Source organism: Peptoniphilus asaccharolyticus DSM 20463, assembly GCF_900176115.1.
GTDB lineage: Bacteria > Bacillota > Clostridia > Tissierellales > Peptoniphilaceae > Peptoniphilus > Peptoniphilus asaccharolyticus.
Window position 1 is genome coordinate 676,727 of the sequence record NZ_FWWR01000009.1, and the last position, 26,134, is coordinate 702,860.

At 32.0% G+C, this 26,134-nt stretch carries 24 protein-coding genes; 1 reads left to right on the plus strand and 23 read right to left on the minus strand.

Annotation, left to right across the window (positions count from 1 at the left end):
* Window position 1: 1 nt before the first annotated feature.
* From priA to B8869_RS04105, 22 genes are all read right to left on the minus strand, one after another.
* Window positions 2–2,341 carry a primosomal protein N' gene (gene priA / locus B8869_RS04000; RefSeq protein ID WP_084230427.1) on the minus strand — a complete coding sequence of 780 codons (2,340 nt, stop codon included), beginning with the start codon at window positions 2,339–2,341 and terminating at the stop codon, window positions 2–4.
* A 32-nt stretch (window positions 2,342–2,373) separates the two neighbouring features.
* Window positions 2,374–3,576, minus strand: coding sequence for a bifunctional phosphopantothenoylcysteine decarboxylase/phosphopantothenate--cysteine ligase CoaBC (gene coaBC / locus B8869_RS04005; RefSeq protein ID WP_084230428.1), 1,203 nt, complete (start codon window positions 3,574–3,576; stop codon window positions 2,374–2,376).
* Window positions 3,566–3,889: a DNA-directed RNA polymerase subunit omega gene (gene rpoZ / locus B8869_RS04010; RefSeq protein WP_084230429.1), complete on the minus strand. Its 324-nt coding sequence runs from the start codon at window positions 3,887–3,889 to the stop codon at window positions 3,566–3,568. The genes coaBC and rpoZ overlap by 11 nt, the downstream gene beginning before the upstream one ends.
* Complete coding sequence (gmk, locus tag B8869_RS04015) at window positions 3,886–4,509, minus strand: guanylate kinase (protein ID WP_084230430.1); 624 nt, start codon at window positions 4,507–4,509, stop codon at window positions 3,886–3,888. Before gmk ends, rpoZ begins: the two co-directional genes overlap by 4 nt.
* A 14-nt stretch (window positions 4,510–4,523) precedes the next feature.
* Window positions 4,524–5,399 carry a YicC/YloC family endoribonuclease gene (locus B8869_RS04020; RefSeq protein WP_084230431.1) on the minus strand — a complete coding sequence of 292 codons (876 nt, stop codon included), beginning with the start codon at window positions 5,397–5,399 and terminating at the stop codon, window positions 4,524–4,526.
* A gap of 167 nt (window positions 5,400–5,566) precedes the next feature.
* On the minus strand, window positions 5,567–7,978 hold the full coding sequence (leuS, locus tag B8869_RS04025; protein ID WP_084230432.1) for a leucine--tRNA ligase: 2,412 nt from the start codon (window positions 7,976–7,978) through the stop codon (window positions 5,567–5,569).
* Between the two features lie 8 nt (window positions 7,979–7,986).
* Window positions 7,987–9,372, minus strand: a complete 1,386-nt coding sequence (gene asnS / locus B8869_RS04030) for an asparagine--tRNA ligase (protein ID WP_084230433.1) — start codon at window positions 9,370–9,372, stop codon at window positions 7,987–7,989.
* A gap of 65 nt (window positions 9,373–9,437) precedes the next feature.
* Complete coding sequence (locus tag B8869_RS04035) at window positions 9,438–10,739, minus strand: replication-associated recombination protein A (protein WP_084230434.1); 1,302 nt, start codon at window positions 10,737–10,739, stop codon at window positions 9,438–9,440.
* The gene (gene nrdR, locus B8869_RS04040; RefSeq protein ID WP_084230435.1) at window positions 10,739–11,197 is read right to left on the minus strand and encodes a transcriptional regulator NrdR; all 459 of its coding nucleotides are present in this window, start codon (window positions 11,195–11,197) and stop codon (window positions 10,739–10,741) included. Before nrdR ends, B8869_RS04035 begins: the two co-directional genes overlap by 1 nt.
* A 50-nt stretch (window positions 11,198–11,247) precedes the next feature.
* Window positions 11,248–12,330 (minus strand): cell division protein FtsZ, encoded by a 1,083-nt coding sequence (ftsZ, locus tag B8869_RS04045; RefSeq protein WP_084230436.1) that lies wholly within the window; start codon window positions 12,328–12,330, stop codon window positions 11,248–11,250.
* Window positions 12,331–12,415: 85 nt separating this feature from the next.
* The gene (locus tag B8869_RS04050; RefSeq protein ID WP_084230437.1) at window positions 12,416–13,192 is read right to left on the minus strand and encodes a cell division protein FtsQ/DivIB; all 777 of its coding nucleotides are present in this window, start codon (window positions 13,190–13,192) and stop codon (window positions 12,416–12,418) included.
* Between the two features lie 17 nt (window positions 13,193–13,209).
* Window positions 13,210–14,286 carry an undecaprenyldiphospho-muramoylpentapeptide beta-N-acetylglucosaminyltransferase gene (murG, locus tag B8869_RS04055; protein ID WP_084230438.1) on the minus strand — a complete coding sequence of 359 codons (1,077 nt, stop codon included), beginning with the start codon at window positions 14,284–14,286 and terminating at the stop codon, window positions 13,210–13,212.
* Window positions 14,287–14,288: 2 nt separating this feature from the next.
* Window positions 14,289–15,392, minus strand: coding sequence for an FtsW/RodA/SpoVE family cell cycle protein (locus B8869_RS04060; RefSeq protein ID WP_084230439.1), 1,104 nt, complete (start codon window positions 15,390–15,392; stop codon window positions 14,289–14,291).
* Window positions 15,379–16,674 (minus strand): UDP-N-acetylmuramoyl-L-alanine--D-glutamate ligase, encoded by a 1,296-nt coding sequence (murD, locus tag B8869_RS04065; RefSeq protein WP_084230440.1) that lies wholly within the window; start codon window positions 16,672–16,674, stop codon window positions 15,379–15,381. The genes B8869_RS04060 and murD overlap by 14 nt, the downstream gene beginning before the upstream one ends.
* Before the next feature lie 5 nt (window positions 16,675–16,679).
* A complete protein-coding gene (gene mraY / locus B8869_RS04070; RefSeq protein ID WP_084230441.1) occupies window positions 16,680–17,693 on the minus strand; it encodes a phospho-N-acetylmuramoyl-pentapeptide-transferase in 1,014 nt (337 codons plus the stop codon).
* Window positions 17,694–17,698: 5 nt separating this feature from the next.
* Window positions 17,699–20,089 (minus strand): penicillin-binding transpeptidase domain-containing protein, encoded by a 2,391-nt coding sequence (locus B8869_RS04075; RefSeq protein ID WP_084230442.1) that lies wholly within the window; start codon window positions 20,087–20,089, stop codon window positions 17,699–17,701.
* An 11-nt stretch (window positions 20,090–20,100) separates the two neighbouring features.
* Entirely contained in the window at window positions 20,101–20,517 is a 417-nt protein-coding gene (locus B8869_RS04080; protein ID WP_084230443.1) for a septum formation initiator family protein, read from the minus strand.
* Between the two features lie 13 nt (window positions 20,518–20,530).
* Window positions 20,531–21,466, minus strand: a complete 936-nt coding sequence (rsmH, locus tag B8869_RS04085; RefSeq protein WP_084231054.1) for a 16S rRNA (cytosine(1402)-N(4))-methyltransferase RsmH — start codon at window positions 21,464–21,466, stop codon at window positions 20,531–20,533.
* Between the two features lie 5 nt (window positions 21,467–21,471).
* Window positions 21,472–21,903, minus strand: coding sequence for a division/cell wall cluster transcriptional repressor MraZ (gene mraZ / locus B8869_RS04090; protein ID WP_084230444.1), 432 nt, complete (start codon window positions 21,901–21,903; stop codon window positions 21,472–21,474).
* A 151-nt stretch (window positions 21,904–22,054) separates the two neighbouring features.
* The gene (locus B8869_RS04095; protein ID WP_084230445.1) at window positions 22,055–23,479 is read right to left on the minus strand and encodes a sensor histidine kinase; all 1,425 of its coding nucleotides are present in this window, start codon (window positions 23,477–23,479) and stop codon (window positions 22,055–22,057) included.
* Entirely contained in the window at window positions 23,457–24,134 is a 678-nt protein-coding gene (locus B8869_RS04100) for a response regulator transcription factor (RefSeq protein WP_084230446.1), read from the minus strand. The genes B8869_RS04095 and B8869_RS04100 overlap by 23 nt, the downstream gene beginning before the upstream one ends.
* A gap of 9 nt (window positions 24,135–24,143) precedes the next feature.
* Complete coding sequence (locus B8869_RS04105) at window positions 24,144–24,713, minus strand: HD domain-containing protein (RefSeq protein ID WP_084230447.1); 570 nt, start codon at window positions 24,711–24,713, stop codon at window positions 24,144–24,146.
* Window positions 24,714–24,799: 86 nt separating this feature from the next.
* Between B8869_RS04105 and galU the strand changes: the two genes are divergently transcribed.
* Window positions 24,800–25,651: a UTP--glucose-1-phosphate uridylyltransferase GalU gene (gene galU, locus B8869_RS04110; RefSeq protein ID WP_084230448.1), complete on the plus strand. Its 852-nt coding sequence runs from the start codon at window positions 24,800–24,802 to the stop codon at window positions 25,649–25,651.
* Between the two features lie 70 nt (window positions 25,652–25,721).
* Here the strand turns inward: galU and B8869_RS04115 are convergent, their stop codons facing one another.
* Complete coding sequence (locus B8869_RS04115; RefSeq protein ID WP_084230449.1) at window positions 25,722–26,126, minus strand: MarR family transcriptional regulator; 405 nt, start codon at window positions 26,124–26,126, stop codon at window positions 25,722–25,724.
* Window positions 26,127–26,134: the final 8 nt, after the last annotated feature.

Genomic DNA, 26,134 nt, shown 5'->3' on the forward strand with positions numbered 1-26,134 from the left:
ATCACCTCTTAAATTCTACATCTGTATATATATTTAAATTCTCACTTTTAGATTTATATTCATCTAATACCCGTTTTATTTCCCGAGATAACTTATCCGAATTTTCAGGCGCTACTTTTAAAGTAAATTTTACTTTATAGACATTCTGAATCTTCGGCATATTTATTATTCTACTATATTGTACTTCATAACCAACTATTTTTCTCCCTATATTCATTAAAATTTCATTGGCAAAGTTCTCCAAACTTTGGTTTTTCTCAGATGAAAAATATATATTTATCATCTCTTGGAAAGGAGGATATCCGTATAATTTACGATTTTCTATTTCTTGTTTGTAAAACTCTATATAGTTAGAACTTGATGAACACTGTATAGAGTAATTATCTGGAGAATAAGTTTGAATTACAACATAGCCTTGCTCTTTTGATCTTCCAGCTCTGCCCGAAACTTGAGTTAACAAATCAAATGTACTTTCTTCTGCCTTATAATCTGAAATGTGCAAAGACAAATCAGCAGCTATGACTCCAACCAAAGTCACATCCTCAAAATCAAGTCCCTTCGCCAACATTTGAGTTCCTATCAATATATCAGCTTCGCCATTCTTCATCATCTCATAAAAAGATTCATAAGCATCCTTTTTAGTTGTTGTATCACGGTCCATCCTAATAATTTTTTTATCTGGGAAAAGTTTTTGACACTCTTCTTCAACCTTTTGAGTTCCTATCCCAAACTGTTTTATATATTTGCTACCGCACTTCGGACAAACTTTTGGTACAGGTTTTGTTTCTCCACAGTAATGACATCTAAGTCTATTAATCGATTTATGATATGTCATGGAGATATCACAGTTGTCACAATTTATAACATGGCCACAACTTCTACAAGATATGAAATGTGAAAATCCTCTTCTATTTAAGAAAAGTATCGCCTGTCTATTTTCTTTCATAGTAGTTTCAAGTTTACTTCTCAAATTTTCGCTAAATATAGAAACATTTCCTCTTAATAGTTCCTCTCGCATGTCAACTATTTCTACTTGCGGTAGCTTAGCCCCAGTCACTGCCCTTTTATTTAAATTAAATAGACTATACTCCCCAGTTTGAGTTTTATAATAGCTTGTTACATCCGGTGTTGCACTCCCAAGTAAAACTTTACCATTCAATAATTCCATTCTCTTTTTCGCTATTTCAATTGTGTCATATCTTAATGCGTTGTGAAATCTATAAGAGTTGTCATGCTCTTCATCTACAATTATCAATTTTAAATTTTCAAAAGGAGCAAACACTGCCGACCTCGCTCCAACGACTATATCAACTTCAGAGTTTTTTATCTTTCTCCAAGCATCATATCTCTCTCCTCTAGAAAGTTTGGAATGTATAACGGCAACCCTTCCCTTAAATCTTCCAAAAAACCTCTCTATCATCTGAGGCGTTAAACCAATTTCCGGAACCAATACTATAACTTGACCAGTCTGTTCAATTATCTTTTCAGCTAATTTTAAATAAACTTCTGTCTTTCCGCTCCCAGTCATACCATGCAAAAGAGATACTGTTTTTTCAGTTTTCAAAACTCCTTCTACTGCACTTATTTGTTCTAAATTTAGATTGTGAGCACTATATGTCTTTGCTTCTCTTAAATCCCTATAGACTTGCTTGTTTACCAGCTTAATTAAGTTTTTACTCTCCAAAGACTTTATCGGAGAATTAGACACGCCTAACTCCATCAATAAATCAGCTTGCTTTACACTTCCATTTTTGGATAAATATTTTAAAACTAACGATTGTTTTTCAGTTAGTTTAACTTCTCCACTAGCCAATCTATCTAAATAATCTTCTTCAAGCTCTATAAAAAGTTGAGTTTTAATTCCACTTTCTGTATCCACTAAAATTTCAGATTTAATCTTCTTGCGTTGTAGCATTTGAGAGATAAACTCTTTATCTTGATTTTCTAAATTTTTCAATCTAAATATTTCAGCTTCTGACAATCCACTCTCATCAACAATTTTAAATTTTGTCTTAACTGTCTTAAAGTCACCCGGCGGAAGTATTGGTGCAAAACTTTGATTAAAGGTTGTGAGATATTTTTCATTCATATAAAATCCCAACTCAATCAAATCTTTTGTCAGTATTGGTTCGTAATCTATTTGCTCTATTACTTTTTTTAATTTATATTTCCCATCAAATGAATTTACAACTCTGAGTACAAGTGCAATCTTAGTTGAATTTCCCTTTCCAAATGGAACCACAACTCTCATACCTGGTTGTAAATCTAAATCAGTGGAGTATGTATACAAGATATCTATTTTTGATATATTATTTTTTATAAAAACTTCTACAAATTTCATATATTCCTCCACATCATAAAAAAAGCAAGAAATTATCTTGCTCTTAAAAATTCTAATGCCTTGTTAATTATCACATGAGAAAGTTCTTCTTTTGACATTGTCCCCGGCTCAGTGATATTTTTATTTCTGTCGACTATTTTTACAGTGTTTATATCTTTTTTGAAACCGGCATTTTTTTGAGTTATATTGTTTATAACAATCATGTCAAAATTTTTAGATTCCAGTTTCTTTAAACCATAATTTAATTCATCTCTTGATTCAGCCGCAAAACCAACTATTACTTGATTTTTCTTTATAGCTCCAAAATACTTAGCTATATCAGGATTTGGCACAAGTTCCAAAGCTTCGATATTAGATTCTGTCTTTTTAACTTTATCAACGCTATAGTTTTTAGGTTTAAAATCAGCAGGAGCTGCCGCTTTTATAAGTACATCCGCACTATCAAAGTTCTTTTCTACAGCATCAAACATATCTTGGGTACTTTTAACTGAAATAAAATTTGCTACATTTGGCTTTTCTAAATTTGTAGGCCCTGAAATCAATGTAACTTTAGCTCCTCTTTTAGATGCATTTTTTGCAAGTTCATATCCCATTTTACCACTTGAGTGATTTGAAATAAATCTAACAGGATCTATTGACTCTTGAGTAGGACCTGCTGTTATAACAAAATTATACCCTTCCAAATCCTTCTCTGCCAAATGGAAATCTATAAGTTCAACAATTTGAGATGGCTCTAACATCTTTCCATCTCCAACATCATTGCACGCAAGTAAATCGTGTTGAGTGTTTGTAACTATAACTCCACGACTTCTTAACTTTTCCATATTTTCTATGCTTGCTACTGAATTTAGCATATAGGTATTCATAGCCGGAACTATCATAACCTTAGACCTACTAGCACTTAACACTGTAGTTAAAAGATTATCCGCTATTCCCATTGCAAACTTTGCAATTGTATTTGCACTTGCAGGAGCAACCACTATCATATCAGCCCATTTTGCCAATGAAATGTGCTCTACATCCATATTTGTAAGTTGTTCAAACATTTTATAATGAACTATTTCATTTGACATAGTCTGAAATGTAAGAGGAGTTATAAATTCTGTAGCAGCTTCTGTCATTATAACTTTTACATTAGCTCCTAGCTTTTTTAATATACTAACAATTCCCGGAGATTTATATGCTGCAATCCCTCCAGTAACTCCTAATAATATATTTTTGTTTTTAAGATTCAATTAAATCTTCTCCAATTTGTTCAACACCATCTACATCAAGTTCTGATTCATCATTGTTTCTAAGTTTATTTAACTTAGCTTCTTTTTGTGCTTCTATTTTTTTAAGATATTCTTTATCGCTCATAGGTTCTCCAAATTTTACAGCACCATCTATTATCTCTTCTATTGCTATAGAAACAGGCTTTTCATGTTTAGTCTTTATTAGAGGATCATTTCCATCCACTAATTTTCTAGATCTTTTTGAAACTAACATAACAAGTCCATATCTACTACTTGATATTTTTCTTAATTGATTAAATGAGGGAATATTCATTCCTTATTTCCTCCTCTTTCTGCCATAACTTCTGCTTTAATATCTTTATGACGTTTTACTCTTAATTTTTCAGCTTCAATAATATTTTCTATATCTTGAACTGCATTTTCAACCTTACTATTAACTACAAAATAGTCATACTCTCCAACAAAGTCAAGTTCTTTAAAAGCATTTTTAAAACGTGTATTTATTTCTTCTTCAGTCTCAGTATCTCTCTTTATAAGTCTAGACTTTAATTCATCCATTGTTGGTGGTAGAAGGAATATAAATACAGCTTCTTTATATCTCTTTTTAATTTGTAGTGCTCCTTGAACATCTATCTCAAGAAGTACAATTTCACCTTTTTCTATTTCATCAAATACAAACTTCTTTGGAGTTCCGTAATAGTTAGTGTGTACAAATGCATACTCTAACAATTCATCTTGCTCAACCATCTTTTCAAACTCTTCTATTGAAGTGAAAAAATAATTTTCTCCATTGACTTCATTAGGTCTTGGTGTCCTAGTAGTTACTGATGTTGAAAAAGATATTTGATCATTTTTTTCCATTAAAGCTTGGCTAACTGTTCCCTTACCACTTCCTGAAGGACCTGATAGCACTAATAAAAATCCTGCTGACAAAAGATCACTCCCATCTATTCTATATTTTGAATTTGCTCTCTTAACTTCTCTACTTGTGATTTCATATCTACTACAAGCCCTAAAATTTCTACATTTGTAGATTTAGAACCTATAGTATTTACTTCTCTATTTATTTCTTGAACTAAAAAATCAAGTTTTCTGCCTACTGGCTCTTTAGAATCTATTATACTATCAAACTGCGAAATATGGGAAAAAAGTCTTCCAATTTCTTCATCAATTGCCAACTTATCTGCCATTATAGCCAATTCAGTTGTAAGTCTTTGTATATCTAATTTTTCTTCACCTGTTATTGATTTTATTTTATCTTCAACTTTTTTCAAGTTTTCTTCCACAACTTTAGGTGCTTTTTCATTGACCTTGCTAACCATATCATACAAAAGATCCTTGTCTTTTATTAAAATTTCTTTTAAGTTTTTACCTTCATCTTCTCTCATCTCTATTAAGCTACTTATAGCTAAGCTGGTCGCTTCAAATATAGCTTCTTTGTAGAAACTTGAGTCGTTTTCAATTTCGTGTACTTCTAATACACCTTCTCTTAAATATAAATCGCTAAGGGTTATTGGTTTTGAGATATTAAATTCTTCACTTAAAGAACTTAAAGCACTATGATAGTTTCTCGCCAGGTCCAAATTAGCCTTAACATTCATATTATCTGAATTATAGATGTTTAAATTTATATAAACATCTAACTTTCCTCTTGAAATTCTCTCTTTTATATTTTTTCTTACAGTTTCTTCAAGATTAAAAATAATTTTAGGAAGTCGTATATTTATATCAGTGAACCTACTATTTACAGATCTTATTTCAACCTTTAAATCATAGTGTTCATTTTCAATTTTTCCGACTCCATAACCGGTCATACTTCTCATAGTTCACCTCATTTTAACAATTATAACTCACGCAGACTTTTTATGCCATATTAGTTATAAAGTTACAAAAAAATAAGAGAATCTCATAGATCCTCATATTGCTTATCAACAAAACTTAGATTATTTAGAGTGTATATAGGCCCTACCAAAAGGTAGGGCTTATTATTCTATTTAACAACTATATTATATATTTTCTTAGGCACGTAGATTTCTTTAACTACTTGTTTTCCTTGAACTTGGTTACTGTAATTTTCATCTTCTTCAACTACTTTTTTAACTTCTTCTTGAGTTGCATCTTGAGAAACTTTTACAGTGTATCTAACCTTGCCGTTAAATTGAACTGGTATTTCAATTTCTGTATCAACAGTCTTAGATTCATCATATACAGGCCATGAGTTCTCGTTTAGATAACCACCTAATTTATTTACCTCCCATAATTCTTCTGTTATATGAGGTGCAACTGGATTTAATAACATCAAGAAAGTTCTAAAGTCTTCTCTTGAAAGTTTACCTAAACTATTGAACTCATTAGTCAAGCTCATTAGTGTTGCTATAGCTGTATTAGCTTTTAAATTTTCATAGTCTTCTGAAACTTTTTTAATTGCTTTATGAATTGACTTTTCAAGTTCTGGTGTGTATTCTTCTGAATCTGTTAGAATATCTTGAAGATTCCAAACTCTTTCTAAGAATCTTCTTGAACCCTTAACTCCATTTTCTGACCAAGGCGCATTCTTTTCGAAATCACCAATGAACATTTCATAAGTTCTCAAAGTATCAGCGCCATATTGTTCAACAATTTCATCAGGATTTACTACGTTTCCTCTTGATTTAGACATCTTTTCTCCATTTCCACCAAGAATCATTCCGTGAGATGTTCTCTTTGCGTATGGTTCTTTAGTTGGAACTATTCCTAAATCGTATAAGAATTTATGCCAGAATCTTGAGTATAGTAAGTGTAGAGTTGTATGTTCCATACCTCCGTTATACCAATTTACAGGTGTCCAATATTTTAAAGCTTCTGGATCAGCTAGAGCTTTATCATTCTTAGGATCTGTATATCTTAGGTAGTACCAAGAAGATCCCGCCCATTGTGGCATAGTATCTGTCTCACGTTTTGCAGGCTTTCCGCAGTGTGGACAAGTTGTATTCAACCATGAATCAATATTTGAAAGTGGACTTTCTCCATCATCAGTAGGCTCATAATTTTCAACGTCTGGTAGAAGTATAGGAAGTTCTTCTTCAGGAACTGGAACCCAACCACAGTCTTCGCAATATACCAAAGGTATTGGTTCTCCCCAGTAACGTTGTCTAGAGAATACCCAGTCTCTTAACTTGTAGTTAACTTTTTTATGTCCTAATCCCTTTTCTTCGATATGGCTTAACATTGCTTCGATAGCTTCTTTTACACTTAGACCATTCATAAATCCAGAATTTATCATTATTCCAGTGTTAGTGTCAACAAAAGCAGCTTCTTCAATATTTCCGCCTTCTATAACAGGTATTATTTCTAAGCCAAATTTCTTTGCAAATTCCCAGTCACGTGTATCGTGAGCTGGAACTGCCATTATAGCTCCACTACCATAAGTCATAAGCACATAGTCAGAAATCCAAACAGGTATTTCTTTATTAGATATAGGATTTACTGCCTTAATACCTTTTAGTTCTACACCTGTCTTACCTTGATTTAATTCACTTCTTTCAAAGTCTGATTTCTTAGATACTTCTTCTTTATAAGCTTCTATTTCATCTAAATTTTCTAATTTATCTTTAAATTGTTCAATCAAAGGATGTTCTGGTGCAACAACCATATATGTTGCTCCAAAAATTGTATCTGGTCTTGTAGTAAATATTTCAAGTTCATAATCCAAGTCTTTTAATGAGAATTTGATTTCAGCTCCTTCGCTTCTACCAATCCAATTTTTTTGTTGAGTTTTTACTCTTTCAATATAATCTACATCATCTAAATCATTTATTAATCTTTCAGCATACTCAGTAATTTTTAACATCCATTGGCTTTTTACTTTTCTAACTACTTCAGTTCCACATCTTTCACAATGTCCACCGATTACTTCTTCATTTGAAAGACCTACTTTACATGAAGGGCACCAGTTTATTGGCATTTCATGTTTGTATGCAAGACCTTTCTTGTAAAGTTGTAAGAATATCCATTGAGTCCATTTATAGTAATCTGGATCTGTTGTATTTATTTCTCTTGACCAGTCAAATGAGAAACCAATAGATCTCAATTGCTCTTTAAATCTAGCAACATTATCAGCTGTTACTTTTGCTGGATGTATTTTATTTTTTATAGCATAGTTTTCTGTAGGTAATCCAAATGCATCCCATCCCATTGGATAAAGTACATTAAACCCTTCATATCTCTTCTTTCTAGCAACTATATCAAGTGCTGTATAAGGTCTAGGATGTCCTACATGTAGACCTTGTCCTGATGGATATGGAAACTCTACTAATGCAAAAAATGGTTCTTTATCATAATCATTTTTTGTTACATAAGTATCGTGTTCTTCCCAAAAATCTTGCCATTTCTTTTCAATATCTTTTGGATTATAAACTGACATATTTCCTCCTAAAATTCTGCTGTTCCTACTGTACGAGGGAATGGTATTACGTCTCTTATATTCTTCACTCCTGTTATATACATAACCGCTCTTTCAAAGCCCAGACCATATCCTGAGTGAGGAACTGAACCGTATCTTCTAAGATCTAAATACCATGAATAATCTTCTAAATTCATTCCCAAAGATTCCATTTTATTCGATAAAATTTCTAAACTATCTTCCCTTTGACTTCCGCCTATTATTTCTCCAACACCTGGAACTAATAAATCCATTGCTGCTACAGTTTTCTTATCTTCATTTTCTTTCATATAAAAGGCTTTTATTTCTTTTGGATAGTTTGTTACAAATACAGGTTTTTTATAAACTTCTTCCGTTAAATATCTTTCGTGTTCTGTTTGAAGGTCTACTCCCCATTCAACAGGATATTTAAATTCAGCATTTGAGTTCTTTAAAACTTCTATAGCTTCAGTGTAAGTTACTCTTCCGAAATCTGAAGTAACCACATGGTTTAATCTTTCTAAAAGTCCCTTATCTACAAAGTTGTTGAAAAATTGCATTTCTTCTTCTGCATTTTCAAGAACGTATTTTATTATATATTTAAGCATTTCTTCTGCAATATCCATATTTACATTTATGTCTGCAAATGCTATTTCAGGCTCAATCATCCAAAACTCAGCTGCGTGTCTTTGAGTGTTTGAATTTTCCGCTCTAAATGTAGGCCCAAAAGTATAAACATTTCCAAAAGCTTCTGCAAATACCTCAGCTTCTAATTGTCCCGATACTGTTAAATTAGTTGCTTTTGAGAAGAAATCTTCTGAAAAATCAACATTTCCATCTTTTTTAGGTACATCATTTAAATCTAATGTTGTAACTTGGAACATTTCTCCAGCACCTTCTGCATCTGATGCAGTTATTATTGGAGTGTGTACGTATACAAATCCTCTGTCTTGGAAGAACTTATGTATTGCATAAGCAATAATAGATCTAACTCTAAAAACAGCATTGAACAAGTTTGTTCTTGGTCTTAAGTGCGCTTGTGTTCTTAGATACTCTACTGTGTGTCTTTTCTTTTGAAGTGGATAAGTCGGTTCAGATATACTAATAGGAGTAACTTTTTTAGCATGTACTTCTATACTTTGTTTTGAACCCGGGCTTTCAACTACAGTACCCTCTATTTTTAAGGAAGAGCTGATAGTATACTTTTCAATTTCTGAGAAGTTGTCCACTTCATCACCATAAACTATTTGAAGGCTTGAAAAAGATGAGCCGTCGTTCAGTTCAATAAAACCAAAATTTTTAGATGCTCTACTTGTCTTAATCCAACCTTCAATCACAATTTCTTTATTTAAATAATCTTTACTGTTCTTTAAAACTTCTCTAACTGTTAATTTCATACTTCCTCCTATCGTAACAATGTATTTCATTATAGAACAAATACGGTGTTTTTGTCAATTTAAGGCTATTTATAATGTCTTATTTTAGATAAAAATTCCTTAATTTTTTCTTCATGTCCCCTGTCGGTCGGACGATAATAAATTTTGTCAATTTCTTCCGGTAAATATCTTTGCTCAACATATCCTTCACTATAATTATGCGGATACATATATTTTTTATTTAAGTCCACATCAGGAGAATGTCTATCTCTAAGATGCATAGGCACAGTAAAATTAGAATTTTTTACATCATTCATGGCTTCGTTTATTGCGAGATACGACGCATTTGATTTTGGAGCACATGCAAGATATGTGGTAACTTGAGCAAGATTAATCCTACACTCCGGCATCCCTATCACATTCACCGCATTAAACGCTGCATTCGCCATCACAAGGCCATAAGGGTCTGCATTAGATATATCCTCAGAAGCTAAAATTATAAGCCTTCTCGCTATGAATTTAGGGTCCTCTCCAGATTCTAACATCTTTGCTAAATAAAATATTGCAGCATCTGGGTCAGAACCCCTTACAGATTTTATAAAAGCTGATATCACATCATAGTGATTATTTCCGCCTTTATCATAAACTAAATTTTTCTTTTGAATACACTCTTCAACATCTTCAACTGTTATGTGAATTAAACCATCTACCGCATCTGTTGAAAACACAGCTATCTCCAGTGAATTTAGAGCAAGCCTTGCATCTCCCGAACAAGTCACAGCCAAAAACTTTATTGCCTCTTCGTCCACTCTTATACTCAAACCATCAAAAGATTTTTTATCATTTAAAGTTTTCTTTAAAAGATATTCTATTTCCAATTCAGAAAGTGGCTTTAAATTTAAAATTTGGCATCTGGATATCAGAGCTCGATTTACTTCAAAATATGGATTTTCAGTGGTAGCTCCTATTAAAGTAACTATTCCCTTTTCCACAAATGGCAAAAGAGCATCTTGTTGTGTCTTATTGAATCTGTGGATTTCGTCTATAAACAATATCGAACTTATATTTTCATATTTTAAAGAATCTTCAGCTATCTTCAGCGTGTCTCTCAACTCTTTTAAATTTGATGTGACTGCAGATATTCTCAAAAATTGTTTATTGGTTGTTATGGCTATTATTTCAGCAAGAGTTGTCTTTCCAACTCCAGGAGGCCCATAAAAAATAATCGATGGCACTCTATCTGACTTTATAACTCGTTCAAGATATTTGCCTGGCCCTACCAAATGTTTTTGTCCTACAAAATCATCTAAAGTTTTAGGTCTCATTTTTGAAGCTAAGGGTTGTTTTTGTTCTAAATTATTTTCTAAGTTTAAACTAAATAAATCCATTACTTTCTACTCTTAATCATCTCTTCTAATTCTTTGAAAAAGCTCTCTACATCTTTGAATTGTCTATATACTGAAGCAAATCTAATATAAGACACTTCATCTAAATCCTTCAGCTCTTTCATAACCATCTCTCCTATTTCGTTAGAAGTAACTTCACCTTTGAAAGAACTGTGCACTTCTCTTTCTATATTCCAAGCAGCTTTTTCAATATCCTCTATAGAAACCGGTCTTTTCTCTACAGATTTAATCATTCCCTTAATAATTTTCAGAGAGTCAAAAGCTTCTCTAGTGCCATCTTTTTTAATTACCATTACAGGAGTTTCTTCAACTTTCTCATAAGTTGTAAATCTATTTTTGCATTGATTGCATTCTCTTCTTCTCCTTATGGCATTTCCTTCATCAGTAGGTCTTGAATCCAAAACTTTTGAATCGGTATATCCGCAATATGGGCACTTCATAAATTAACCTCCAAATTTATTAAAAAAAAGACCTCATCTAAGATGAGGTACTACTTTCTTATATTTCTTAAGAATGGTGGAATGTTAAGATCCCCACTATCTTTTTCACTATTATTTTCAATTTCTCTTTTAAGCTCAGTTCTTGGAAATGAGGAAAATGTCTTTGACTTTTCTTCTTTGTATTGGTCAAATTCAGTTGCTATTACAGTGATCTTAACAGCATCTTTAAGAGTTTCATCAATTCCTGCTCCAAAGATAATGTTAGCATCTTCATCTACGCAATCACGAATTAAATCAGCTGCTTCATTAACTTCAAAGATTCCTAAATCATTACCTGCTGTTATGTTAAGAAGTACTGACTTAGCCCCTTGTATTGAAGTTTCAAGAAGTGGTGAGTTAATAGCCATCTTAGCAGCTTCTTGAGCTCTGTCATCACCAGATGCAATACCAATACCCATGTGAGCAACACCCTTGTCAAACATAATAGTCTTAACATCGGCGAAGTCTAGGTTGATTAAGTTAGGTACAGAAATTAAATCTGAAATACCTTGGATACCTTGTTTTAAGATATCATCAGCCATTTCAAAAGCTTTTGAGAAACTAGTCTTTTTATCTGAAATAGATAAAAGTCTATCGTTAGGAATTATTACAAGAGTATCTACAACTCCCTTAAGTGCATTAATTCCACGTTCTGCAGATTTAGCTCTCTTATGTCCTTCAAATGTAAATGGTTTTGTTACAACCCCTACAGTTAAAAGTCCCATTTCTTTAGCCACATCTGCTATTACAGGAGCAGCTCCTGTTCCTGTTCCACCACCCATTCCGGCAGTAATGAACACCATATCAGCACCTTCAAGAGCTTCTCTAATTTCGTCTCTTGATTCTTCTGCTGCTGATTCTCCAACATCTGGATTAGCTCCAGCGCCTAAACCTTTTGTTAATTTTTCTCCAATTTGTATTTTATTTTCAGCTAATGCATTTTTTAAAGCTTGTCTATCAGTGTTAGCTACAATGTATTCAACACCTTTTACTCCCGCATTAATCATACGGTTTACAGCGTTGTTTCCACCGCCACCTACGCCCACAACCTTAATTTTCGCAAATTCGTCATGGTCCATATCGAAATCCAACATACACATCCTCCTATTAAAACGTCTTTATCATAAACTTATTTATATTTTATGAAATAATCTACAAATAGTCAATATTTAGAGAAAATTATTGACTTTCCTCTAAATTCTTTTCACTATTTCCTTTTGTCTGCTCATCAACCATAACTATAGGATCTTCTTTATCTAACTCTATCCTTCTAGCATTTTTACCGGTTGCCTCTATATCTTTTAATATTTCTTCAAGCATTCTGAATTTATAATCTAGGTCTTCAAAATCACCTATGACTATTTGGATTCCATCTTTGGTAAAAATGGAATTATTAGATTGAAAATTTATATCTTCAATATTTTCATAGACAGACTGTTGAATAAGCTGTTTGAAAAATTCTACCTTATCTTTATCCTTATATAGATAATCTCCCAATCCAAATTTTTTGAAATTATCTTCAATCATAGGAAGTTCTGATTTCGAATTTTCTCTAGCTATAACTCTCATGTCTTCGTCAATTATATAGTATTCTAAAAAGTTCTCTACTTGAAACTTGGGAACTCTCTCCTCCACTTTTATAACAGCTTCTCTTTTTAAATTAAATCCAACTTTAGCAGACTTAACTAAAGGTATTTTTTCAATATCTCTTTCTCTTGTGTCCGGTGATAGTGAAAAATAACTCTCTCCTATTTTTATTCCAGAAGCCTTTATAACGTTCGCTGATTTTAACCGTTCATTTCCCTTCACTTTTATATCTACCACATTAAACACGCCTGCTTTATTTAAAGCAAAAGCTATGACAATAGTCAAGGTCAAGATAAAGAAAAGTCTGTTGAGGAATTTTTTTCTCTTTCTTCTATATTCATATTTCGCAAGTCTATCCTGTCTTTTCATCTGTTTCTACTTTCTAATTAAACTAATTTTAGAATTTCATCAACCAATTTCTTTACAGCATCAGGATTGCCAAGTTTTTTAGAATTTTCTGCCATTACATCTATTTTGTCTTTGTCTTCTAAAAGAGATACTATTGACTCTAAAAGCTTATCTCCTGTCAATTCATCTTCAGAAATCACAACAGATGCTCCGCCTTCTTTATAACTCATGGCATTGTAATATTGATGATTCCCTGCAGTATAAGCTTTTGGTATAAGTATACTAGCTCTTCCAACTTGAGATATTTCTGCCAATGTCATAGCTGATGAACTAGCTATTACCAAATCACTTGCTAACATATATTTTGGAATTTCATCTGAATAATTTAGTATCTCTGCATTTTCATTTTCTATCATTTCAGATACAAAGTTTTCATAATGTGGTTTTCCTGTTATATGAACTAATTTAAAATCAAGTTTCTTCTTTAAAATATCCAACACGGCATCATTAGTTGACTCTTGTCCACCACTGCCACCAAATGACAATACTAACTTCTCATCATCTTTTAAGTTCAAACTTTTTCTGGCTTCTTCTCTATTCATCAGTGCAAAATCTTCTCTAACAGGGTTTCCAGTTATTATTATATTTTTGTTTTCCATGTACTTCTCAGCTTCTTTAAAGTTCAAAGCCAATAATGAAGCTTTTTTCGCCAAGAATTTGTTAGTCTTTCCTGGATAAGCATTTTGCTCTTGAATAATAGTCTTTATGCCTTTTTGTTGAGCTTTCATAACAACAGGAGCACATACATATCCACCTGTTCCTATTACTACATCTGGTTTGAAAGTCTTTATTATCTTATCACATTCTCTAAGTCCTTTTAAAAGAGCAAACATTGTGATTGCGGTTTGAATATTTATTTTCTTTCTTGGAAGTCCTTCTATATGAACTCCTTTAAATTCAAAACCTGCTTTTTTAGCCAACTCTTCTTCAAGTCCACCTATTTTACCAACATAAAGTATCTTGCTTGAAGCATCTCTTTTTTTGATTTCTTCTGCTATTGCCAAGGCCGGATATATATGTCCACCGGTTCCTCCACCTGAAAGTATATATTTCAAATTTACACATCCTTTGATATTTTAAGTAAGAATCCAGCTGCTACCATTGACATCATAAGAGCTGTACCTCCATATGAAATAAAAGGTAAAGTGATTCCTGTTACAGGGAAAACACCAACTCCAACGCTTATATTTATAATGGCCTGTAGCCCAATATAAGAAGTCAATCCCACAGCCACATACTTATCATAGTTATTTTTAGTCTTACTTGCAATCTTAAATCCTTTATATACAAATATAAAGAATAGCGCTACTACAAATATACCACCTATAAAACCAAATTCCTCACATATTACAGAAAAAATAAAATCATTGTGAGCTTCTGCTAAATTGAAATATTTTTGTCTTGAGTGGAAGTATCCCACTCCTCCAAATCCTCCCATAGCTATTGCATAAAGAGATTGATTTATTTGGTAGTTCTGATCCAAACTTCCTTCAGAACTATTTAAAAACCCTAAAATTCTTTCAAGACGGTATGAATACTTAAGCACCATGGGTATTAATACAGCTACACCTATTCCACCAAGTGTTACGAACTGGTGCATATATATTCCACCCACTATGTACATAAACATCAAAGTCGCACCTATTACAAGTCCTGTTGATAAGTCCTTTAACATTATAGGTAATACCGCAAATCCTATTATAGCAACTATCTTTATAAACACTTCATTTTTATACATTCTGTATTTATTTTCAGAAAGCACTTTTGCCATATATAATATCGAAGATATCTTAACAAAATCTGAAGGTTGAAGTTTAATAGGTATTAAAGGTAGTTTAAGCCATCTACCAGAACCACGAGATGATTTTGTAAACTCTGGTATAAACAACATCAACACTAAAATTATAGTTATGCAAAATAACACAAAAGAATATCTTTTGAAAAATTCTCTTGGGAATTTATAAGCTATAAGCATTCCCATAAAGCCTATAATCATAAATGTGAAGTATCTCTTACCAAAATAAAGACCATCTCCAAATGATTTGGATCCTACTGGATAAGACGCTGACGTCACAGCTATAAGTCCAATACCTATCATCAAAAGTATTGTTATAAAAAGACCCAAGTCCAAAGACTTGAGAGCTTCTTTATATTTCTTCATTTAAATTCATCACCAACTTTTTAAAGTGAGTTCCCCTCTCTTCGTAAGAACTATACATATCCCACGAAGCACAAGCAGGACTTAACAAAACATTGTCTCCCTCAACAGCTATATCCTTAGCTAAAGACACTGCTTCTTCTAAATCTTGTACCAATGTACTTTCTATTTCAAGTTTATTTGCCGTTCTTTCTATATCGTGTTTAGTCTCTCCTAACAAGATAAGAGCTTTTAATTTATCCTTTGCAATTTGAAGTAATTCAGTGTAATCAGCATTCTTTTGATATCCACCTGCTATTAAGATCAAGTTACCATCAAATGACCCAACCGCCTTTATAGTTGAAGCCGGATTAGTTCCCTTGGAATCATTGAAGTATTTAACTCCTCTAACTTCTTTTACAAATTCAAGTCTATGTTCAACGCCAGCAAATTCACTCAAAGCTTTTTGAATAGACTCCGTTTTCACATTTGCAATCTCAGAAACACAAACAGCTGCTAATACATTTTCTAAATTGTGATCTCCTAAAAGTTTTAAATCTTTTAAATCAAAAACTTTAGTTTCTTTATCGTCCCTGAAATAAATACTTCCATCTTTTACAAAAGTACCTTTCAATCCATGGTCTTTAATTGAAAAATAATATATTTTTGCTTTTGAGTTCACTTTATTTAGGATTTCATCAGTGTAATTTAAGACGGCATAATCTGATTCGTCTTGATTTTTTAATATATTTAATTTGGCATCTCTATAATTTTCAAAGTTTCCATGCCAATCTAAATGGTCTGGTGTGATATTCGTTATAACCGAAATATGTGGTTTAAAAGTTTTAACATCATTTAATTGGAATGAACTTGACTCTATAACTACATAATCTAATTCTTCATCCACCACATCCATTACTCCAACACCTATATTACCAACAGCCTTAGCTTTATATTCAAGACCTAATATAGATTCTATCAAAGATGTTGTTGTTGTCTTTCCATTCGTTCCAGTTATCGCCACTATGTTTTTATTTGATAACATATAAAATAATTCTAAGTCTGTTATTATTTCTATATTTTTCTCTTTGGCTTCAACCAAAATATCATTTGTTGGTTTAATTCCCGGACTTTTTACAATTAATTCAATTTTGTTTTCATCAAGAGATTTAAAGATTTCTTCATATTCTTTTAAATTGTCTTTATTGTCATCATACACAAATACATCTATATCTCTCTTTTTCAACTCTTTATAAATTGCTTTTCCGCTTATTCCCATTCCAAGTATTAATATATTGTTTATCATTTATATCACCATCCAAAAATCATAAAATACGAAATCAAACATAGAACTAACTCTACAAAGTAAAAAGTTTTTACTACTTTTGTCTCTTTCCAACCAAGTTGTTCAAAATGGTGGTGTAGTGGAGACATCAAGAAAACTCTCTTTCCAGTTGTCTTAAATGATATTACTTGAATTATTACAGATAGAGTTTCTATAAAATAAATCCCCCCTGCAATCGGTAAAATCAAAGGCAAGTTTAATAGAATTGCTATGGCACTAACAGCACCTCCAAGCGCTAAAGAACCAGTATCTCCCATAAATACTTTCGCAGGATATTTATTGTAGAATAAAAATCCTATTAGTGCTCCTACAAATATCAAACAGAATAAAGCTATTCCGATATTTTGTAATTTATATGCAACAATTCCAAAGAATGCCATGCAAATTATAGTTACTCCACTTGAAAGTCCATCTAATCCATCAGTTAAATTTACTGAATTAACAGTTCCCACAACTACAAATATTATAAAAGGAACATACAATATCATAGGTAAACTAATTCTATTCATTGTAAAAGGATTTATTATATCTGTAGCGCCTGCTTCACCACTATATTGATAGACCAAAAGTACCACTGCTACAAATATCTGTAGTAAAAGTTTTTGTTTAGCTGTAAGACCTAAGTTTCTCTTTTTTACAACTTTTATATAGTCATCAATAAATCCAACTGCACCAAATGCCAAGGTTGAAAATAATATCATAAGAGAGTCTAAATTTAAATTTCTAGCCAACACATTCACTATTATAACGGTGAATAAAAATATTATTCCTCCTATCGTAGGAGTCCCGCTCTTTACCAAATGCGTTTGAGGCCCATCCTCTCTAATTGCCTGTCCAGCTTTTAAACGTCTTAAAATAGGTATTAAATAATGACCTAATATTATTGAAACTACTATAGATATTGCTCCCCAAATCGGAAAAGCATATGCGACTGCAATACACACAATTATCAGCCACAAATTATTTTTGATACTTTGCATTTAACCTACCTCACAGATTTAACTGTTTTTATTGTCCTTCTTTTCAGTTTTTTTATTTTTTTTGAATTTTCAGTTTTTTTACTATTTGAATTTGATTTTTTATCCTTAGTTTGATTTTTATCTTCAACTTTATCAGATTTATTACTGTCACCTTTATCATCTAACTTGGCATTTAATTTATCATCACTATTACTCATTTCAAATTCAACTTTACTATCAACACCTAATTTAGTGCCCGGAGCTATGGTTTGTCCTAAAACCACACCATTTCCGTTTATATTATAGCTCACATCCAAAGCTTTTAAAACTAATTCTATTTCTTCCTTGCTCTTACCTACTAAATCAGGCATATATTTTTCTTTGCTGCTTGAAACGTATAAGTCTACTATTGAGCCTGGTTTTACTAAACTTCCAGCTTTTGGCTCTTGTTTTATAACTATGCTTGCATCAAACAATGAATTTTGATTAGTATTAAACTTTAGTCCTAGGCTTACTAACTCTTTTCCTGCATCGCTTACCAGCATATTTTTAAAATTAGGAACTAATATTTGCTCGTCAGATTTTTCTTTTTTCTCTACAGGCTGAGTTTTTTCAACCCCTAAATATTCCAAAGAATTTTTTAAAACTTCTTGAGCAGCCGGCGTAGCAACAGTTGCCGCAAAAAAGTCTCCCTTAGGTTTTTGAACAACTACTAACACAGTAATTTCAGGGTTGTCTATAGGAGCTACTCCTACAAATGAAGAAATATATTCATCTTCATATCCACCGGCCTTTGATGGAACGTATGCTGTACCAGTCTTCCCGCCAATCTTATACCCTTCTACCCTAGCATTTTTACCAGTACCTTCTTCAACGACCTTATACATTATATCTAACATTTTCTTTGAAGTTTCCGCTGAAACTACTTTTCTTCTAGATACTGAATCGTATTTTTTTAAGACATTTTTGTTTCTGTCCTCTAATCTTTTTACAACTCTTGGTATTTTTAAATCTCCACCGTTTGCTATAGCAGAAACTGAATTTATAAGTTGTATTGGTGTTACTGCTATACCATGCCCATAACTCATAGTAGCAAGTCTTATGGCTGAGATATCCTTATAATTATTTGGTATAGAGCCTGATGCCTCTGCTGGAAGATCTATTCCAGTTTTTTCTCCAAATCCAAATGCTTTTACATACTTATAAAATCTTTCAGGCCCTAACTCTTCGGCCATTTTCATAAGTGTTATATTACAAGACTCCACAAGAGCTTGTTGCATAGTTTTTGTACCACTACTCTTCGAAGAACATTTTATAACTCTATCGAAGAATTTTATTTGACCTGGACAATGGTACTCTTTCAACGGATAAGTTGTTGCTTCTTCAAGACCAGCAGCTGCAGTAATCAACTTAAAAGTTGAACCGGGTTCATATTGAGAACTCACATTGAAATTCGTCCAGTTTTTGTACCAAGCTACGGTTTTTTCATCTTGTGTAAGCATGTCCCAATCCTTTTTTTGTTCATCTCCAACAGGAGCTTTAGGATTGTTAGCATCATAGCTTAACGCAGATGCCATGGCTAGGATTTCGCCGCTCTTGGTACTCTGAACTATTATATTCACTTCTTCGGCATTGTGTTTTACTCTAGATTTTTCAGCAGCTTCTTCAGCAAATTTCTGTATATTATCATCAATAGTTAAAATTAAATTCTGTCCTTCTTTTGGAGCATAAGATTCTTCATCAGTTAAAGGTATTTGCATACGTGTATTAGCCTTTATAGATATATTTTTACCAGCTATTCCACTCATTGCAGTATCGTAACTTGATTCCAGACCATATTGTCCATTTCCATCATCTGTTACAAAACCCAAAACCTCAGATAATACACTACCGTTAGGATAAAATCTTCTTGGTACATCATCTATTGATAATTTTTCTATTTTTAAATTTCTTAATTCATTGGCTTTATCTCTATCTACATTAGATGCTATTTGAACTACCTTATCACCAACAAATTTCTTTTTTATTTCAGCTTGAGGGACTTTTAATACTTTTGCTATTTCAAGAGAATGTTTTTCAACCTTCTTTTTCTTTTCAGCTATTTCTTTTTCTGTGTATTTATCGCCCTTTTTAAAATCCATATTGTAATAAACATTTGATTTTGTAATGTTCACTACAAGTTCTTTGTTATTTCTGTCATAGATTATACCTCTATCAGCTTGTACGACTTCTGTACTAGTCAATTGGTTTAGAGCTTTCCTTGTCAACTCTTCTCCTCTTACTATATTTATGTAGAGTAATCTAATTATTATTATACAAAAGAAAAGAGCCATCCCGAGAAAAATTACAAATATCTTAAAATTCACATTTTTTTGTGAACCATTAATCTCACGAGCTCTTTTTAATTTTACTTTCAATTATACTCCCCCTAATCCTTGGTAAAGGATTTGAGCACCGACAAAATTGGACTCAAAAAAACATTGTTATTAACATCTAACTGTTTTTTATTTTCACTTATATCGACGTAAACAATTTGTTCTTGTGATGGATAAACCATTCCCAATTTATACATTGCTTCATCTTGTATTTCGGCAGAACTTTTTATTCCTTTTACTTCAGCTTCTAAAGCTAATTTAGTCTTTTTTAAATCAGAAATTTCTTTTTCTTTTGCCATAATCTCCTTATCTATACTTGATAGGTGAGAATAAGCTATAGAAACCCCTAAGAACATTATAATAACAATTGCAATTGTCATATACAATGGTTTTGCCAAATTTTTTCTTTTTTTGACCTTTAATTGTCTACTATTTAATTTTACCTGCCTAAATTTTCTTTGATCAGACATCTATGCAATACCTCTATATTTTTTCTGCCACTCTCAACTTAGCGCTGTGTGCTCTATTATTCTCTTCCAATTCTTTTTCTGTAGCTACTACTGGCTTTCTTGTAATGATTTCAATTTCTCTCTTCTTATTACAAGTGCATATCGGACTTTCCGGAGGACATATACAGTCTAAAAATCTGTATTTAAAAGTTTCCTTTACAATTCTATCCTCAAGAGAGTGGAAAGATATAACCGCCATTCTTCCCTTTGAATTCAATCTATTTATCATTCTATCAAGAGCACTTCTCAATACTCCAAGTTCATCATTTGTTTCAATTCTCAAAGCTTGAAAAGTCTTTTTAGCAGGATGTCCGCCTTTAATTCTAAACTTCATAGGTATTGACTCTTTTATTATATCGACCAATTCAAAAGTTGTATCTATAGTTTTTATACTTCTCTTTTTTACTATTTTATCCGCTATTTTAGATGCAAACCTTTCTTCGGAATAGTCCCTAATTATCTTGGTAAGTTCTTCTTTAGAATATTCATTCACTATCTCCCAAGCGCTCAAGCTCGAAGAACGGTCCATTCTCATATCTAGTCTTGCATCATAGTTATATGAAAATCCTCTATCCCCTTCGTCGAACTGATAAGAAGAAACTCCCAAATCAAGTAAAATTCCGTCTACTTTATCTATATTGAGTTCATCTAAAATGTTTTCAAATTCTTTATAATTAGCATGAAAAAGTTTGTAGTTATCCCCAACTTCTCTTAAAACTGAATCTGCTTTCTTCAAAGCATTTGTATCCTGATCTATTCCTATAAGTAATCCAGTTTCTCCGATACGTTTTAGGATTTCACGAGAATGCCCTGCTCCACCTATAGTGCCGTCTATATATATTCCACCTTCTCTTACATTTAAAAGGTCTATTGTCTCGTCTAATAAAACAGACTTGTGAGCAAACTCTATCATTTTTAAATCCCCAATTCTTGCATTTTTTCAGCTATGTCTTCGTATGATAATCCTAATGAATCGTTGTAATTATCCCAATTTTCTGTACTCCAGATTTCAACTCTTGTACTAACTCCTATAATTACAACATCTTTTTCAATACTTGCGTGATTACGTAGTGATTGCGGTATAACAACTCTACCTTGTTTATCCAATGACTCATCAACTGCACCAGAATAAAAAGTTCTCACAAAACTTCTTACATCTCTGTTAGTCAAAGGTAGTTCTTTCAACTTGTCTTCTATTTTTATCCATTCACTTTTTGGATAAATAAAAAGGCAGTTGTCCAAACCCTTGGTAATAATGAAATTGTCCTTTAATTCGTCTCGGAATTTAGAAGGTATAATAACCCTTCCCTTTGCATCCAAGGTATGTCTGTATTCACCAATTAACATTTCGCACCATTATATACCACTTCAAACCACTATCTTCCACTTACCTCTATTCTACATCATTTTTTTGTTTATATCCATCTTATTTTGCTCCCAATTAAAAAAAGGCCTTAGGTCCCTTTTGTTGACCTTTAGGCTTTTCTAATACTTAAAATTATTTATATTTTTTAGCTTTAAAATAAAATCTTGACCCTTTGTTTACTTCCGACTCCACTCCATATTCATACTGATGGATTTCTAAAATACTCTTTACAATATGAAGTCCAAGACCGGTTCCGACCCTAGGTCTAGTATGGTTATCTCTTATTCTATAAAATCTGTTCCATATAGAATCTATATTTTCTTTTGCAATTCCAACACCGTTGTCTATGCAATTAAATACCACTAAATCTCCATCCTCGACAATTTTGATTAGGATTTTTTTATTTTTGCCAGTATACTTTAAAGCATTACTTATAAAGTTGTATATTACTTGTTCTATTCTTCTCTTGTCTGCAAAAATTACACACTCACCATTAGTTGCCAACTCTATTACATTTGACGGAACTGTAAATCTATCTATCACATTCTTAGACAACTCTACCAAGTCTACTCTCTCTCTTTTAGCACTTTCTAGAGATGATTCAATCTTAGAGATATCTAACAAATCATTTACGAGTTGTGTCAATTTATCAGATTCAGAAATAATTATATCTATGTGTTCATTTCTCAAAACTTCATTACTTCCAGAAATATCCCTTATCATTTCAGCGTACGATTTTATTACTGTAAGTGGAGTTTTTAAATCATGGCTTACATTTGCTATTAAGTCTTTTCTCATCTCAATAGTTTTCGTCAACTCATTAGTAGCATAGTTTAAAGTCTTTGAAAGATCATTTATTTCTGTATAATCTCCATACTTGAAGTTGACTTCATAATTCCCTTTCCCCAGTTTTCTAGCTGTTTTAGACATTTCTACAAGTGGTCTAGACAATCTTTTAGAGATAAAGTAAGACAAGATAACGGAAAGCGCAAAAGAAAGTCCCAATACTATTAACAATATATTTTTCAATATGTCTACAGCAGAATCCACCGGTTCTAAATTTGTCTTTATTAGAACGTAGTGATCTTTACCACTTTCCTTGCCTAAGTATCCACCATAAACTATTGATGAATTTTCCAAATACTTAAACTTTTTAAGTGTTACTCTATATGTTTTTTTGCCAGGTCCGACATTTTCAAAAAATTCTTCAAAACCTCTTTCATCCAACACTCTTGGGTTCATTATAACTTCCACCCAATTTAGTGGATAGACTAAGTAGCCTTCCTCATCTATAACTTCTATGTTCATCCCCTTGTTTTGAGAATAATTTAAAATTATATTTTCAAAATTTTTATTTTTAAATTCATTTTTTAGAGAATCTCCTGTCTTTGTAACTTCTCTAATTTTCATAGTTTCATAAAATCTATTTAAAAATACAATTTGAAACAACCATAGAGCTAATAGAATTGCAGCTGCAAAGAGCATAAAATATTTCCAAAAGTTAAACATCATGCTCTTTTTGTCTAATACTTTATTATTCAAATTCTGATGTATCAAATTTATAGCCCGTTCCTCTCACTGTAATTATAAACTTTCTATAATCTCTTATTGAATTCCTAAGCATTTTTATGTGAGTATCTACAGTCCTATCATCTCCGTAAAAATCATATCCCCAAACTTTGGATAATAGTTTGTCCCTTGATAGGGCTATATTCTCATTTGTTGCAAGATAGACCAACAAATCATATTCTTTTGGTGTCAAATCTACCTTTTCACCATCAACATATACATCTCTGCCATCTAAATCTATTTTTAAACCTTCAAATTCTAATGTTTCATTCTCAATTGTCTTTTGATGTCTTTTTACAATTACATTTAATCTAGCCATTAACTCTTTTGGAGAAAATGGTTTTACAACATAATCGTCTATCCCTATTTCAAAACCAAATAGTTTATCGTATTCTTCACCTCTTGCAGATAACATCAACACTGGAATATCTGCTATTTTTTTTATTTCCTTGTATGTTGAGAAGCCATCTAATTTAGGCATCATTATATCCATTACTATGACATCAAATTTATCGGACTTTGCTTTTTCTATAGCTTCTAATCCATCTTCTGCTTCGATGACTTCATTGCCTTCAAATTCAGCATAAGTTTTTATTACTTCTCTTATTTTAGGTTCATCGTCTACTACTAAAATTTTAAACATAGTATCTCCTTAGAGCTCTCCCTTTAAGCCGACTATCTCAGCTCTGTCTTGAAGACCTTTAATAGTGTGTTCAATAACTTCGTTTTTATCCATACCTAACATTTCACATCCGCTAAGTATAACTTCTCTATCACAACCTGCTGCAAATTTTTTATCTTTAAACTTTTTATTTACAGATTTTAAATTTAAATCAAGAACGGATTTAGAAGGTCTTAATAAACAGCAAGCATTTATAATGCCTGTTAATTCATCCACTGTATAAATCGACTTTTCCATATTAGTTTCTGGTTTTATATCGGTACACATTCCATATCCATGGCAAAGTACAGCACGTATTATATCTTCATCTATATCGTTTTCTCTTAAAATATTTGGAGCAACCTTTAAGTGTTCGTCTGGATATTTTTCATAGTCTATATCGTGCAATAAGCCAACTATGCCATATAGTTCCTCATCCTCTCCAAACATTTTTGCAAATTCCATCATCGCAGCTTCAACTTGTAATGCATGAGTTATAAGCGCATCTGTCTTAGTGTATTCTTTTAATAATTCTAATGCTTTTTCCCTTGTAGGTCTCATATTCCACCTCTTATATCATTATACTATGAATTCTTAAAACTTTAAAAGATTTGTGCTTTGTTGTATTATAAACCAAGAGGTGAATTATGAAAATAAAAAAAGCTATAATTCCTGCAGCTGGTCTGGGGACAAGATTTTTACCATTCACAAAAGCCGTTCCCAAAGAGATGTTGCCAATAATAGACACTCCAAACATTGAATATATAGTTCGCGAAGCTGTAGAAGCTGGAATAGAAGAAATTTTAATAATTTTAGGTCGAAACAAAAACTCTATCGAAGACTATTTTGATTCTAATATCGAGCTTGAATCAAAGTTAAAAGAAACAGAAAAATTTGAAGAGCTATATAGAATAAATGAATTAAACTCACTTGCTAAAATTCATTTTATAAGACAACATAGAGCTTTAGGACTTGGTCATGCTGTAAATTGTGCAAAATCATTCGTATCTAACGAGCCATTTCTACTTTTGCTTGGAGACGAAATAATAGATTTAGAAGATAATGCGTCAAAATCTTTAATTGAAAAATTTAACCAAACAGGTAATAGTGTAATAGGTCTTTTGGAAGTTGATAAGGATGATGTTAGTAAATACGGTATAGTAAAACTTTTAAATGATGATATTGTGGATATGGTTGAGAAACCAAAAGTAGAAGATGCTCCTTCAAATCTCGCCATAATAGGTAGATATGTAATCACACCTAAGATATTCGAAATTCTATCTCACACCAAGCCAGGTCATGGCGGAGAAATCCAACTCACAGATGCATTGTTAGAACTTTTAAACTACGAAAAGATTTTAGGTCAAAAAATTACTGGAAAAAGATTTGATACCGGTTCAAAGATTGGATATCTAAAGGCCACAGTTGAGTATGCTCTAAAAGATAAGGAGTTAGGTTCTGAATTTAGAAATTATCTTTTAGAAATTTTAAAAGACTAATCATCATTATAATTAAATTACTTAAATAAAAAAGACGTTTTAATTTTTAAATTAAGACGTCTTTTTCGATTTATTTATTTTGTTCTTGTCTAGATATAAAATTAGTTACCTCTGGCATCAATTCTTCACTCATTATAGTGAGTAAGGCTTCTAATTTCTTGCTATCTTCTTCGCCAATTCTCTCTTTTAATCTCTCCATAACCACATTTACATACTCTTCTTTTATCTCATAGTAGTCATAGAACTTTTGAGTTACTTCTAAATAAAATTCTCTCTTATCTTCTTTAGATTGAATCTTTTTAAGATAGCCTTTTTTAACTAATGAGGCTATTTTATAAGCTATGTTCGGATGAGACATTTCCAAAAATTCTGTCAAGTCACTAACTCTCGGTCTTTTTAAAGCATGTATAACCTCTATAGTAAATGTTTCTGTAGCAGTTAAAGTCGCTTCTCTGTCTTGTAAATTATGAAACATATTTTTAT

Bases quoted from the DNA above. Each gene is read 5' to 3' on its own strand.
- priA (WP_084230427.1), bottom strand. From the start codon at position 2,341: ATGAAATTTGTAGAAGTTTTTATAAAAAATAATATATCAAAAATAGAT.
- rpoZ (WP_084230429.1), bottom strand. From the start codon at position 3,889: ATGAATATTCCCTCATTTAATCAATTAAGAAAAATATCAAGTAGTAGA.
- B8869_RS04020 (WP_084230431.1), bottom strand. From the start codon at position 5,399: ATGAGAAGTATGACCGGTTATGGAGTCGGAAAAATTGAAAATGAACAC.
- leuS (WP_084230432.1), bottom strand. From the start codon at position 7,978: ATGTCAGTTTATAATCCAAAAGATATTGAAAAGAAATGGCAAGATTTT.
- asnS (WP_084230433.1), bottom strand. From the start codon at position 9,372: ATGAAATTAACAGTTAGAGAAGTTTTAAAGAACAGTAAAGATTATTTA.
- B8869_RS04035 (WP_084230434.1), bottom strand. From the start codon at position 10,739: ATGGATTTATTTAGTTTAAACTTAGAAAATAATTTAGAACAAAAACAA.
- nrdR (WP_084230435.1), bottom strand. From the start codon at position 11,197: ATGAAGTGCCCATATTGCGGATATACCGATTCAAAAGTTTTGGATTCA.
- ftsZ (WP_084230436.1), bottom strand. From the start codon at position 12,330: ATGTTGGATTTCGATATGGACCATGACGAATTTGCGAAAATTAAGGTT.
- B8869_RS04050 (WP_084230437.1), bottom strand. From the start codon at position 13,192: ATGAAAAGACAGGATAGACTTGCGAAATATGAATATAGAAGAAAGAGA.
- B8869_RS04060 (WP_084230439.1), bottom strand. From the start codon at position 15,392: ATGAAGAAATATAAAGAAGCTCTCAAGTCTTTGGACTTGGGTCTTTTT.
- murD (WP_084230440.1), bottom strand. From the start codon at position 16,674: ATGATAAACAATATATTAATACTTGGAATGGGAATAAGCGGAAAAGCA.
- mraY (WP_084230441.1), bottom strand. From the start codon at position 17,693: ATGCAAAGTATCAAAAATAATTTGTGGCTGATAATTGTGTGTATTGCA.
- B8869_RS04080 (WP_084230443.1), bottom strand. From the start codon at position 20,517: ATGTCTGATCAAAGAAAATTTAGGCAGGTAAAATTAAATAGTAGACAA.
- mraZ (WP_084230444.1), bottom strand. From the start codon at position 21,903: ATGTTAATTGGTGAATACAGACATACCTTGGATGCAAAGGGAAGGGTT.
- B8869_RS04100 (WP_084230446.1), bottom strand. From the start codon at position 24,134: ATGTTTAAAATTTTAGTAGTAGACGATGAACCTAAAATAAGAGAAGTA.
- B8869_RS04105 (WP_084230447.1), bottom strand. From the start codon at position 24,713: ATGAGACCTACAAGGGAAAAAGCATTAGAATTATTAAAAGAATACACT.
- galU (WP_084230448.1), top strand. From the start codon at position 24,800: ATGAAAATAAAAAAAGCTATAATTCCTGCAGCTGGTCTGGGGACAAGA.
- B8869_RS04115 (WP_084230449.1), bottom strand. From the start codon at position 26,126: ATGTTTCATAATTTACAAGACAGAGAAGCGACTTTAACTGCTACAGAA.